The organism is Microbacterium sp. Clip185 (genome assembly GCF_028743715.1).
Taxonomy (GTDB): Bacteria; Actinomycetota; Actinomycetes; order Actinomycetales; family Microbacteriaceae; genus Microbacterium.
The window spans coordinates 2,615,465-2,627,962 of sequence record NZ_CP117996.1 but is presented as its reverse complement, the minus strand read 5'-3'; the positions used below and the strand labels follow the sequence as shown (position 1 = coordinate 2,627,962).

11 protein-coding genes and 3 tRNA genes are annotated in these 12,498 nt (G+C 66.4%); 9 read left to right on the top strand and 5 right to left on the bottom strand.

What is annotated here, in order from left to right:
* Position 1: 1 nt before the first annotated feature.
* The gene (locus PQV94_RS12720) at positions 2–490 is read right to left on the bottom strand and encodes a YajQ family cyclic di-GMP-binding protein (protein WP_137417904.1); all 489 of its coding nucleotides are present in this window, start codon (positions 488–490) and stop codon (positions 2–4) included.
* A 67-nt stretch (positions 491–557) separates the two neighbouring features.
* Here PQV94_RS12720 and PQV94_RS12715 point away from each other — a divergent pair, with 67 nt between their 5' ends.
* From PQV94_RS12715 to PQV94_RS12695, 5 genes are all read left to right on the top strand, one after another.
* Positions 558–1,049 (top strand): FBP domain-containing protein, encoded by a 492-nt coding sequence (locus PQV94_RS12715; protein WP_274286173.1) that lies wholly within the window; start codon positions 558–560, stop codon positions 1,047–1,049.
* Positions 1,046–1,960, top strand: a complete 915-nt coding sequence (locus PQV94_RS12710; RefSeq protein WP_274286172.1) for a PfkB family carbohydrate kinase — start codon at positions 1,046–1,048, stop codon at positions 1,958–1,960. The genes PQV94_RS12715 and PQV94_RS12710 overlap by 4 nt, the downstream gene beginning before the upstream one ends.
* A gap of 105 nt (positions 1,961–2,065) precedes the next feature.
* Positions 2,066–2,150: transfer RNA gene (locus tag PQV94_RS12705), tRNA-Tyr, on the top strand.
* Between the two features lie 75 nt (positions 2,151–2,225).
* Positions 2,226–2,813 (top strand): GNAT family N-acetyltransferase, encoded by a 588-nt coding sequence (locus PQV94_RS12700; RefSeq protein WP_274286171.1) that lies wholly within the window; start codon positions 2,226–2,228, stop codon positions 2,811–2,813.
* 170 nt (positions 2,814–2,983) lie between these two features.
* Positions 2,984–3,952: a hypothetical protein gene (locus PQV94_RS12695; RefSeq protein WP_274286170.1), complete on the top strand. Its 969-nt coding sequence runs from the start codon at positions 2,984–2,986 to the stop codon at positions 3,950–3,952.
* Positions 3,953–4,007: 55 nt separating this feature from the next.
* Here PQV94_RS12695 and PQV94_RS12690 read toward each other — a convergent pair whose 3' ends face one another.
* Positions 4,008–5,594: a phytoene desaturase family protein gene (locus tag PQV94_RS12690; protein ID WP_274286169.1), complete on the bottom strand. Its 1,587-nt coding sequence runs from the start codon at positions 5,592–5,594 to the stop codon at positions 4,008–4,010.
* 51 nt (positions 5,595–5,645) lie between these two features.
* Between PQV94_RS12690 and PQV94_RS12685 the strand changes: the two genes are divergently transcribed.
* The 4 genes from PQV94_RS12685 (at position 5,646) to PQV94_RS12670 (ending at position 8,317) form a co-directional block, all read left to right on the top strand.
* On the top strand, positions 5,646–6,452 hold the full coding sequence (locus tag PQV94_RS12685) for an inositol monophosphatase family protein (RefSeq protein WP_274286168.1): 807 nt from the start codon (positions 5,646–5,648) through the stop codon (positions 6,450–6,452).
* Positions 6,453–6,808: 356 nt separating this feature from the next.
* Positions 6,809–8,068, top strand: a complete 1,260-nt coding sequence (locus tag PQV94_RS12680) for a M23 family metallopeptidase (protein WP_274286167.1) — start codon at positions 6,809–6,811, stop codon at positions 8,066–8,068.
* A 69-nt stretch (positions 8,069–8,137) separates the two neighbouring features.
* Positions 8,138–8,209 (top strand) — tRNA-Thr (locus tag PQV94_RS12675).
* 34 nt (positions 8,210–8,243) lie between these two features.
* A tRNA-Met gene (locus PQV94_RS12670) sits at positions 8,244–8,317 on the top strand.
* A gap of 286 nt (positions 8,318–8,603) precedes the next feature.
* Here the strand turns inward: PQV94_RS12670 and PQV94_RS12665 are convergent.
* The 3 genes from PQV94_RS12665 to PQV94_RS12655 form a co-directional block, all read right to left on the bottom strand.
* Entirely contained in the window at positions 8,604–9,563 is a 960-nt protein-coding gene (locus PQV94_RS12665) for a reverse transcriptase family protein (RefSeq protein WP_274286166.1), read from the bottom strand.
* Between the two features lie 84 nt (positions 9,564–9,647).
* Complete coding sequence (locus PQV94_RS12660; protein WP_274286165.1) at positions 9,648–10,331, bottom strand: hypothetical protein; 684 nt, start codon at positions 10,329–10,331, stop codon at positions 9,648–9,650.
* 294 nt (positions 10,332–10,625) lie between these two features.
* Positions 10,626–12,383, bottom strand: a complete 1,758-nt coding sequence (locus PQV94_RS12655) for an AAA family ATPase (protein WP_274286164.1) — start codon at positions 12,381–12,383, stop codon at positions 10,626–10,628.
* Between the last annotated feature and the right edge of the window lie 115 nt (positions 12,384–12,498).

Below are 12,498 nucleotides of genomic sequence, written 5' to 3'. Positions count from 1 at the left end.
CCTACCGGTAGTTCGTGAACTGCAGGTCGACGTCGAGGTCGGCGGCCTTGAGCAGTCGCTGCACTTCCTGCAGGTCGTCGCGGGACTTCGACTGCACGCGCAGTTCGTCGCCCTGGATCTGCGACTTGACGCTCTTGGGGCCCTCGTCGCGGATGATCTTGCCGATCTTCTTCGCGATCTCCTGCGAGATGCCTTCCTTCAGCGTGGAGACGATGCGGTACTCCTTGCCGCTGGCGGTGGGCTCGCCCGACTCCAGGCTCTTGAGCGAGATGCCGCGCTTGATGAGCTTCGTCTGGAAGACATCGAGCACCGCGTTCGCGCGGTCTTCGCTGTTGGCCTTGATGAGGATCGACTCGCCGCTCCACTCGATGGAGGCATCCGTGCCCTTGAAGTCGTAGCGCTGCTCCACTTCCTTGCGGGCCTGGTTCAGAGCGTTGTCGGCCTCCTGCCGATCGATCTTGGAAACGATGTCGAACGAGGAATCTGCCATGCCGTGATTCTTCCACGGGCGGATGCGGCCCGCATCCGGCGTCAGCGTCGCTTCGTAGACTTGTGTCATGCGGGCTCTGACCGAGGAACAGGTGCGTGCGTCGTTCGTCAACGCCGCGCCGGAGGAAGTCAAGGCGGCCGCCATGCCTCATGACTTCTTGCTGACCGACTGGGACCACCTCGACTTCCTGGCGTGGCGTGATCCGCGCTCGCGCGGTCGGGGCTATCTGGTGACCGAGTCCGAGGGGCGTCCGGCGGGCGTCGTGCTCCGTGCCGCGGAGGGCAATGGCCGTGCGCGCTCCGCGATGTGCAATCTGTGCCACACGATGCAGCCCGGCGACCAGGTCGCGCTGTTCACCGCGCGCCGAGCGGGCGAGGCGGGGGAGGGCGGCGACAGTGTGGGAACCTACATGTGCGCCGATCTCTCGTGCCACGAGACCGTGCGGCTGGCGGCTCCGCTTGCGCCGAGCGAGATCCGCGCGAGCGTGGATCGCCGTATCGACGGCACCCGGGCACGGGCCGAAGCGTTCGTCGGGCGCGTGAAGGGGGAACAGGCATGACCGCAGCAGGACGGGTCGCCGTGATCGGGGATGCGCTGATCGACGAGTTGCGCGACGACGCCGGCGTGCGCGAGTTCGTCGGGGGAGCGGCGCTCAACGTGGCCGTCGGGCTCGCCCGACTGGGCCTTCCCACGACGCTCATCGCGATGGTCGGCGACGATGAGCCCGGTGACCGCATCCGTGCCTATCTCGATGACTTCGGCGTCGAGCTCGTGGCGACGCCGTCGCCGCACGGCTCGTCGCGTGCAGTGAGCACCCGCAACGCCGGCGGCGAGCCGGTGTACGTGTTCAACGAGGCCGCGTGGAACCGCCGCATCCGTTTCGGAGCCGAGGAGCGTCGCGTCATCGCGGATGCGGCGATCACGGTCGTCAGCTGCTTCCCGTTCGACGACGCGGCGCAGGCGGCGGAGCTTGCGGATGCGGTGCGCGACGCCGACGGGCTGCTCGCGGTCGACCCGAATCCGCGCGAGGGGATGATGCACGACCGTGCCGCCTTCGTCACCGGCTTCGAGGAGCTCGCAGCCCTTGCGGACCTCGTGAAGGTCGGCGACGATGACGCGGAACTGCTGTACGCAACGTCGTTGGATGCCGTGCGGGATCGGCTGCGGGAGCTGGGCGCGGTCGCGGTTCTCACCACGCGCGGGCCCGACGGCGCAGGCGTCGTCACGGATGCCGTCGCCGTCGAGCGCCCGATCGCCTCCGTTCCTGGCGCCATCATCGACACGATGGGTGCGGGGGATGCGGTGCTCTCCTCTGCGGTCGCGTCGCTGCTGTCCGAACATCCGACCGACGCAGCGGCGTGGACGACGCTGGTCGACACCGCGATGGAAGTGGCGGCTGCGACCTGCCGTTTCGAGGGCGCGCTGCTGCGACTGCCCTCCGCGCTGTCGGGCCTCGATCAGGGCTCCTGAGCCGCCGCGCGCGGGCCCGTCGCGGATTTCTGCGTAGGTCGGCGAGGGGGTAGTATCGGAGATCGCGCCTCTGGTCGACTGTACAAGCTGGGCAGGTGCGCACTTGGCGAGTTACCCAAGCGGCCAAAGGGATCTGACTGTAAATCAGCCGGCGTAGCCTTCGGGGGTTCGAATCCCTCACTCGCCACCATCAAAGCCGAAAGCCCCCGCACGGGGGCTTTCGGCTTTTCTGTGTTCTGCCGGTGTGACGGACGGGATAAGAGGCATGACGCGCGACACCTTCGCCGTTCGAGCGCTCCGTGTCGAGGAGCTCGACCGCGCCACAGCAACGCTTACCGCAGCGTTCGAGGATTACCCCTGGATGCGCCAGGCGATCCCGTCGACGGGATACCGCGACCGCCTGCGACAGCTCCAGCGCCTCTACCTCGAGTACGCGTTGGAGCATGGGCTCGTCGCGACAGCGGGCGAGTGCGCCGGAGTGATCGCGCTGTTGCCGCCCGAGGCGCCCGCTCCCTCAACGTCGATGATCCAGCAGGTCATCGATCTTCACGGCGGACAGGTCCCTGCGGCCGGCGCATCGGACGACTGGCCGACGGCGTGGCGCATGGAGACGTTGGGCGTTCGGCCCGAGGACCGCGGCCGGGGCGTGGCCGGTCGACTGCTCGAGCACGCATTGACGGCCATTCGGAATGCTGGGGCTTGTGCAGTCGTCCTGGAGACCTCTGATGAGCGGAACTGTCGGCTTTACGCGCGTCATGGCTTCGGGGTCGTCTCCAGGGACGACGTGAGTGACTCGCTCTCGGTGTGGACGATGATTCTGCGACTCGACGACGTGGTCGACGCGGTCCGCTGAGAGCGATCCGGAGCGTGCGGTGCTCCGCTGTCACAGATCGTCGGATCCTGCGCAGTCTGCGACAGGTGAGCAGAGGGAGCGCTCGCCTCCGCCCACAACCCTCCTCGGCGAATCGGCCCGACGTGCCAGGATGAGGGGGCGGGCGAGGGGCGCCCGCGAAGGGAGCCGTGATGTCCGCGCCGCAACCGCCCGTCGCACCGTCTGCTGCACCGTCCGCTGAGCCGCCGAGCACGAACCGTCTCGTGCGGGCCGGCATCTGGGTCGCCATCGGCGCCTTGATCGCCGCGGCGCTCGTGAGTGTGGTCTGGGTGCTCATCGGCTCACAGAACGGGATCGTCGGACGCGCCTTCCTCACGATCTTCCTGCTCGCGGCCTTCGCCGGCGTCGCGATCCTCGACGCGCACCTCGCCCCGCGGCGCCCCGGATGGTTCGTGCTGACGAGCATGATCGCGTGGGTGCTGATCCTGATCGTCGGAGCGTTCCTCATCTGGATGCCGGAGCGGCCCTCCCTCGACGCGTACCGCTACGGCGACGGGCTCACCAGCTTCACGCGGTTCTTGTCGTTCCTGTTGATCGTGTTGATCGTCCAGCTCGCGGTGCTGCACGTGCGTCTGTACACCAAGGCCATCGTGCGCGTGCCCACTCTGTTCAACCGCATTGTCGGTTACGTGACCGTCGGCCTCGTCGCAGCCCTCGTCGTGCTGCTCGTGCTGCCGCTGACGATCCAGGAGTGGGTCGACTTCTACGACGTCTACTGGCGCATCGTCGTGGCCGTGACGATCCTCGCCGCCGTCGGCACCGCGCTGGTCCCGCTGGTCAACCTGCTGTTCGGCCCCAAGACGCCCCGCCCCGAGGCGCCGCCGCAGACCTGGCCGGTCGCCGCCCCTCAGGCCTGGCCGACCTACGCCGACCGTGTCACCCCGCTGCCGGTACTGCCCGACGGTTCACCCGACTGGCAGGCCTATTACACCGGCTACCCGACGGGCTGGCAGCAGCAGGCGCCCACGGTGTCGCCCACGGCGGAGGCGGCATACGGTGCCCAGCCGCCCGCATCCGCGTCGCCCGTCACCCCGTCGGAGCCTCCCGCGGCTCCCGGCTACGAGGGCTTCCCGCCCCCGCCGCCGCTGCCCCCGCGCTGAGCAGCCGTACCCCCGCAGCCCAGTTCTGCAATCTGCGCGGGGCGCCTACATGTGATCAGCCCCGAAGCAGCGCGAGCGCGGCCATCGCGGCATTGTGACCGCCCAGCCCGCTGACCGCGCCGCCGCGTGCCGCGCTCGACCCGCAGCGCAGGATGCGGGAGTGTGCCGTGTCGACGCCCCACGCCTCGGCGGGGGAGACCGCATCCGCCTCGTCCTCGCGCCACGGCCATGACAGCGGACCGTGGAAGATGTCGCCGCCGGTCATGCCGAGCGACTCCTCGAGATCCGCGGTGGTGCGCGCCTCGATGCAGGGGGCGCCGGTTGGTGTCTCCCAGATGCAGTCGGCGAGCGGTTCGGCGAGCACGGAGTCGAGTGAGCGCTCTGCCGCCGCCAGCAGGGTGGCCCGCATCGCATCGGGGTCGGACCCCTCCAGAAGCCGATGCGGCACCTGGAGTCCGAACAGGGTGAGCGTCTGCGCACCCGCCTCCTGCAGCTCGGGCCCCAGGATCGAGGGATCGGTGAGCGAGTGGCAGTAGATCTCGGCCGGCAGCGGGTCGGGGATGCGGCCGGCGACCGCCTCCGTGTACGCGGTGTTGAGCTGTGTCATCGTCTCGTTGACGTGGAACGTCCCCGCGAACGCCGCCGTGGGTGCGACGTGGCGGTCATACAGTCGGGGGAGCCGGCGCAGGAGCATGTTGACCTTGACCTGCGCGCCCTCGGGGTCGGGCCGTCGCGGCACGTCGGCTCCCGCCACGGCGAGCAGATGATCGAGCACGGCCGGTCCGACGGCGGAGAGCACGAGCCGGCCGGCGACGACGTCCGCATCCTCTCCGCCGTAGCGAACCTCGCCGTCGGGGCTCACGCTCGTGACCGGGGCGCCCGTACGGATCTCGGCGCCCGCATCCCGCGCGACGCGTTCGAGCTCCGCCGTGAGGCGGCCCATCCCGCCGACCGGCACATCCCAGTCGCCCGTGCCGCCGCCGATCACGTGGTACAAGAAGCAGCGGTTCTGCCGCAACGAGGGATCGTCGGCGTGCGAGAACGTGCCGATGAGCGCGTCGGTGAGCGCGATACCGCGCACGAGGTCGCTTTTCAAGCTCTCGTTCAGCAGCTCTCCCAGCGGCCGCGCCGTGATCGCCTCCCACAGGGCATCGTCACCGAGTGCCGTGCGCAGAGCGGACGCGGTAGGCAGCGGCTCGGTCATGGAGGGGAAGACGGTGCGCGCCAGCGGGGCCAGTCGGGCGCCGAGCGCTCGGTAGCGTTCGGCCTCCGCGGCCGTGCCCGTCGCGCGGGCGAAGCTCTCGTCCGTCGCGCGCGCGTCGCCCGTGTCGACGAGCAGGCCACGCGTCGGGTCGGCGGGGTCGGGCGTGTACGAGGAGTAGCGCCGGCGCCGCAGGCTCACCCGCAGCCCCAGGTCGTCGACGATGCGGGGCGGCAGCAGGCTCACGAGGTAGGAGTAGCGCGACAGCCGCGCCGAGACCCCGGCCCACGGCGACTCGGACACGGCCGCTCCTCCGGTGTGGTCGAGCCGTTCCAGCACCACGACCGAGCGGCCGGCGCGGGCGAGGTAGGTGGCGGCGACGAGGGCGTTGTGGCCTCCGCCGACGATCACGACGTCATGGGTCGGCCGGGTGACGGTCATGCCGCCACGCTAACGGCCGACGGCGGTGCGACGCGAGGGTAGCGTGGGAGCATGCCTTCCGCTCTGGATCTGCAATCGCTCGCCATCGAGGTCGCGAAGGAGGCAGGGGCGCTTGCCGCCCGACGGCGCCGCGAGGGCGTGCAGATCGCCGCGACCAAGTCGGCGCTGGCAGACATCGTGACCGACGCCGACCGAGAGGTCGAGCAGCTGGTGCGCGAGCGTCTGGCAGCGGCGCGACCCGACGACGGTTTCCTCGGCGAGGAGGGCGGCGCGGCCGCATCCGCCTCCGGCATCACGTGGGTCGTCGATCCGATCGACGGCACCGTCAACTACGCCTACGGCATCCCGGCGTACGCCGTGAGCATCGCGGCCGTGTCGGGGGAGCCCGACCCGCAGAAGTGGGAGGCACTGGCGGGTGCCGTCTACAACCCTGCCGTCGATGAGCTCTTCACCGCGGCGCAGGGCGAAGGCGCGCGTCTGGTGTCGTCGATCGAGGGCGAGCGGATGCTGCGCGTCGCCGAGCCGTCGGATGCGGGTGCGCTGCTGGCGACGGGATTCGGGTACGACCCCGCGACCCACGCGCCCGCGCTCGAGCGTCTCGCCCGGGTGATGCCGCTCGCGCGCGACCTGCGCCGCATCGGCGCAGCGTCGCTGGATCTTGCGGGCGTCGCGGCCGGTCGCATCGACGGCTACTACGAGAAGGGCCTGTGGCCGTGGGACCACGCGGCAGGAGCCCTCATCGTCGCCGAGGCCGGCGGCGTCGTGGCGGGACTCGGTGGCAAGCGCGCCGATCGCGGGATGACGATCGCGGCGGCACCGGGATTGTTCGCAGCTCTCCTCGCCCGCCTCGAAGACTGATGCGCGCGCATGGCATTCTCAGGCTCAGGGTTGTAGTGTTTACCTATTCGTTATCTTCGTCACCCGAACGAGGATGAGCATCTCCTTCCGTTTTCCCTGTCGCTTCCCGTGCGACCGAGACCGAGGCTGACCACGTTTTGACCCCCCTAGATCCCCAGGCGGAGACCGCTCTCACGCGACGCTCCGGCCGGAACCGCAGTGCTGAGGCGGCTTCTTCGGGGACCTCGGATGCGGTCGTTCCGCTCACGCGTGCCCAGCTTCGCGCGCGTCAGTCGGCTGTGCGCCCTGCGCCGGTGTGGTCCGCTCAGCGCACCGAGACGGCCGTTGCGGATCCGGTATCGGGCGCTGAGCCGGAGATGGTGCTCGAGGTCGTTCCAGAGCCGGTTGCGGCCTCCGAGGTCACGCTGTCGATGCCCGCTGAGCCCGTGGCCGCCGCCGAGGTGACGCTCTCTGCGGCCGAGCCCCAGGCATCCGCCGCCGAGGCGCCGCTGACCCGCCGCCGTGCTCGTTCGCTCGCGCAGGCGTCCGTCGCCGCGGCGACCCCCATCGACGTCGCCCTGGACGCCATCGACGACGAGCCGGTCGCTCTGCCCGTCGTCGACACCGTGTCGGTCGTTTCGGACGTCGAGGCCAGCCCGGCCGAGCTCCCCGTCGCGGATGTCGCGGCGGATCTCGACGACGAGGCTCGCGTGTTCGCCGAGGCGGTTCTCGCCGACGAAGCTGAAGCGCACGCGATCGCCGACGAGTTCGAGGCCGCTGCCCGCCTCTTCTCCTTCACGGGTGAGACCCCCATCCAGGTCGCCGCGGCCGCGATCGCCGATGAGCCCGTCGCGGCGCAGGATGTCGCCGAGGCCGCTCCGGCGAAGCGTCGCCGCTTCAGCGGTGCGGCGTTCAAGCGTGCGACGGCCGCATCCGCCACCGTCGGTGCCATGGGAATCGTCGGGCTGCTGGCGATTGGTATGACGACGCCCGCCGAGGCGGTCTCGGGCGCAGGCAGCTCCGCCGCCGCATCCGTCTCGATCGCGACCGGCTCGAAAGCCGGCACCTCGAGCGCGCTGTCGAGCGACGAGATCCAGGCGTACGTGGCCCCCGCCGACGCGCAGGTCACCGCCCTGAACCGCAGCGACTACTCCACGGCGTCGACCGCGGAGCTCGCTGCCGAGTCGGGCATCACGCACTACTCGAACTTCTTCACCAACAACGCGAACAGCCCCATCCAGTGGCCGTTCAAGGTCGGCGTCTCGATCAGCTACGGCTTCGGGATGCGTGACGGCACAATGCACGAGGGTCTGGACTTCACGCCGGGCGAGGGCGCCGAGATCCAGGCTGTCGCCGACGGCGTCGTGCGCACCGCGACGGAAAGCGGCGGCGGCTACGGCGTGATGATCATCATCGATCACGTGATCGACGGCAAGCTCGTCTCGACCCGCTACGGCCACATGCAGTACGGCTCGCTGCAGGTGAAGACCGGAGACACCGTGAAGGTCGGCCAGTTCATCGGCCGCGTGGGCGACACCGGGCACTCCTTCGGTGCGCACCTGCACTTCGAGGTGCTCGACAACGGCACGACGGCGATCGACCCGCTGCCGTGGCTGCGTCAGCACGCCGGCGGCTGACCGGCTGTGTTTCGTCGGGGCCCTCGGCTCTGATATTCTTTTCTGGTTGCCCGGATTGCTCCGGGCAGCGCCCCGATAGCTCAGTGGCAGAGCACTTCCATGGTAAGGAAGGGGTCGTCAGTTCAATCCTGACTCGGGGCTCGCAGCATCCGGTGGTCCGCCGCCGGAACGTCGCGGCAGGGTAGCTCAGTTGGTGAGAGCGCACGACTCATAATCGTGAGGTCGCGGGTTCAAGCCCCGCTCCTGCTACAGACAAGACCCCCGGTTTTCCGGGGGTTTTTCTGCGTTCCGGGTTGACTATCTGCGGGGGAAACGGAACCTTCCTGCCCGCATTCTTCCCACGCCTGGGTCCTCGCCAGCGTTGCGGACAAGAATGGGGTGCAATGGCTTACACAGCGGCAGGCGCTGGATGGCGTACCTGTGTCGAGTTCGCGTCCGAGCGCGTCGCCGACGGCACTGAGAACCTTCTTGAACAAAAACTACGCGCCCCGGAATGGCCGTGGACCGGCCTTAGCGGCATCGATCGGGCGGTAGTTCAGCCCCAAGCGTCGCCGTTAGTAGCGGTCAGTCGAGTATCCTCCGGGAGGACCAATGGCAGGAGCGGTGCTGTCTTCGCCTCACCTTGCCGGAGCTTGCTCTCAAGCTTGGACGCGAACTCGGGATCGACGACCCAAGCATAGGCCACAAGTCCATATAGCCTGCCCATGGGCCACACTCCGTCGCGTCTGAAATGATCGCGGCCGAACCGAGCGTAGAAATGAGACTCCACGCGTAGCCTTTCCTTCATCCAGCGGGGCAAGTGAGGACGGTCCGCGTTGTTGCCGACATACAGCCCGAGTACGTAGGGCGACTTGCGCATGAAGCGGGTTTTCCGCTCGTTCAGCTGCCAGTTGTGACGCCTCAACGTGGCTCGCACGTCAGCCAAGAACTCATCGCTCACCCCCGAGCCGGAGAAACTGAGGTCGTCTACCCACCTCGTGTAGCGGGCCCCTCGGGATGAGGACAGGGCTTCTAGATCGTAATCAGTTGAGTCGAACGCGATATTGGACAGTCGTGGACTCGTTCGGAAGCCGAGCGGGAGTGAGCCATCGACGAAGCAGCAGCCCTCGACCCAGTTGAGTACGTCACTGTCGAGCTGGGTTCTCAGGGATGAAGCGACTCGAGCGAATGTCACCTGTTGAAAGAAGCTCGCCAGATCGACCGTGAGTACCACTGGTGCTTTCAGGTGCGGGGTGGCTGCGCTGACGGTTGACCGGCCCCCCATGAAGCCGTGAACGGCGTCGGCGAAGCGCCGGTCAGAACCGAGCAGTAGCTTGGCGATGCGGGTTGCATTGTCGAGCTTTCCGATCGCACGCACAGATTCGCGCCAGCGTCGATGAGTCCGAAATCGAACTGGGCGGAGTTGGGGCAGAGTCCACTCGCGCCAATCTGCTGCCGATCGCGTCTCATCGCGCAGCAGGCCAGTGCGGGCGGCAAATGTATCCCAGTCGAGCAAAGAGGCCTCCAGGGAAGCAATAACATCCAATTGGATGGCCCAATGAAGCTGACCTCAGCGACTCAGACTTCCCTGGAGGCTCGATCAGGCTACCGTGGTTGGCGGGTCGATGTTGAGTCTGACGACCGAGGACATGTTGCGGGCCACGGCGTAGTACCTACGGTGCCACCGATCCGCCTTCGTAACGTGTCCCGTTGCCTCGAAACTGCCCTCAGGGTCCAAGCTCAGGGCAGAGGCGATCGGCGCCCCATGTGTCTCCGGGCATCTCGCTTCGTCGGGGCAGAGTTGGACTCCTCGCGCTATGTACTTGAGCGTCGCGAAGAGCAGATAGTCTGCCACGGCGAGGAGATTGTCTCCCTTGGGCTGAACGGCGAGCGCAACCGGATTTCCATCTCCTGCACCGGCCGCGGCGACAATACGCTCGTACCGAGAGCTGGGCGACCCGTCAGCCTCGAAGGTCAGGGAGCAGGACGGGGCGGCTCGGTAGCGAAGGATGAGGTCACGCGCGACAGCGACAAACAGCCGGTCGTACAGGTCGTAAAGGTTGCCGCCAGAAATCGGAGCGCTACTGCGCGCATAGCGGACGTGTCCCTTGAATGTCCCGCCAAGGTCGAGCTCATGAATCAGCGGTTCGGCATAGTCGGGAAGATCCTCGGTTGCATGCCAGCCTGAGTCACGAAACCTCGCCGTGCGCGTTCCGGCCGAAAGTCCATTGCGTGCATCTATCTCGCGGCGAAGCGAGGCAAGTCTGAGCCTTTCGTCCGTCATATCGCTGGCGGATTCCCACACAGCTGCGCCAACGCCGAAGAAGTACTCCCTGACGCAGTCTTGGCCGCCATCCGCTCGACTCGCGAAAATGCATGGCTCGTGAGAGCGACAGACATGCATGGCCGACTCATCGAGAAACCCCCACATGCGGCTCCCGTCCCCCGCTTCACTCCTGTAGCAATTTGCAGGCTATCAGTCGGTGACCTGCACACTCGGGATCGGATGATGCTAAGGGGAGAGCTATCGACAGACTCTGCCCTCCCCTCCGATCGCCGTCCTAGTGGCCTTCTGTTGTTAGCTGGTAACGTTGGCGCGTCGGATCGCTGTTGACAACTGATCCACCACAGAACGAAGGTTCACCGGCCAAGTCTCGACCGGCATACCTCGTTCAACGACCTTCCTAGCGACCGTAACCTTGTTCGGCTTTGCGGAGGAGTCTGAGAATGTTCCACCCAATGGTGAGACGAGCGAGTTGACGGGAATCTGATATTCCCTCTCCGGGTATGCGGATTCGACGGCGGTGGTGAGTAGTGTGTGCGGTATGTAGTTCTCGATCGTGTACCCGTCGGTCACCCATGCGAGTTGGCCCGAGCCGCCGAGCTCGTCCACTACTCGTTGCTTGGTGGCGTTGATGGTGCCGCCAGCGGTCCCAACATCCGAATCGATGACTACCGCGAAGTTCCGGTTGATCTGGGCTAGCTCGATGAAGCTCGTGACTTCGTCGTCGTCCTTCGCGGTGAGGTGACTAAGGAGACCACCGCCATAGAACATCACCGTGTACGCAGCTCCTTCGATGAGCTCCGGCGCTATGATACTGAGCCAGTACACGATGTAAACGCGGTCAGATGGCCCTTCGACCCAGACTATGTAGTTCGCCTGAACTAGATCGGAAGCTCGGTTTCCGAGGTCGGCTATAGCGCTGGCTCGCTCTTTTCTTAAAGCGACGCGCGCGACGCTTGAGGTGCCGGAATCATCCATCCGGACATGAGAGATCGATGCCTCTCCCGAGTCCAGCATCGCAGCGGAGTGGGTCGAGATCACGTACCGGTTGTTGGTGCTTGTGGCTAGGTAGGAGATGAGCAATCGCTGCAGTGTGGGATGCAGGTGTATCTCGGGCTCTTCGATGGTGATCACGCGCTCCGAGAATGCGGTCGCTACGGCTGCGATGTGGATGATCTCAGTCACTCCAGTACCAAGATTCTTGTACGAGTCAAACCGGCTGTTCAATGAGACCTGCAGATCAGATCTTGATCCAGGGATCGACACGGTGGCTTGTGGGTCCTCCACCACCGAACGAACGAAGGCTTGTAGTGCGTCAAACTTTGGCCGGTCGCGGCGGAAGTCGACCGTCTCGGGGTTCTGTAGTGCGGCGAGAGTTGAAATGAAGCCCTGACCGTCTTGCCAACCTGAGGCTTGCGCGCCTTGCGTGCCCGTTGTGACGCTTCGCTTGGCGTCGACTCGCTCTGTGTCCGGCAATAGGGTGCGCGGTTCAATGAGGTTGAGAAGTGAGGCCCAGTTGGCCCCGACCTCCGACGATGCCTGCCCGAGTGCATCCAGGGTCAGCTGTTTGATCAACTCAGGCGTGTCTGGATGAGCCTTCTCCAGCCCGGACCGTAGTTGCTCGGTTGACGGTTGCCCGTCGGTGATCCCACTCCCCCTGTTGCTGAGCTGATAGTCGAACCACACGACGCCGTCGTTCCCTTGGCTGAACGCATCACTCTCAAGTAAGGGGCGAAGCGCATTTGCATTGCGGATTCGCAGCGCAATATGGTCGAGGACCTCCGCGAGCCCGACCGCGAATGACACCAAAGGATACGATGTGATTGGCGAACCCTCTGGGCGGTTCACACTGGCCTGCAGTTCTACTGACGGCGCGCTAGACAGGCCGGCCTTTGTACTGAGAATCAGGCCCAGTGCGCGGAGAAGATTCGATTTGCCCGCGTTGTTCTTCCCAGTAACCAGATGAACCTTCGACATCGGCCCAACACGCTGGAGTGATCGATAGCTCCTAAATTCTCCGACGCCGAAGCCGATCAACGGTTCTGCAGACACGCCCGTCCTCCTCATCTGCTGACTGCGCGAGAACCCAGACGCATCATGCGTCGGTAGCTTGCATACTAGGATCGATTCGACACCCCGGTGACTCGGTTTCATTCGCTGCGCTAGT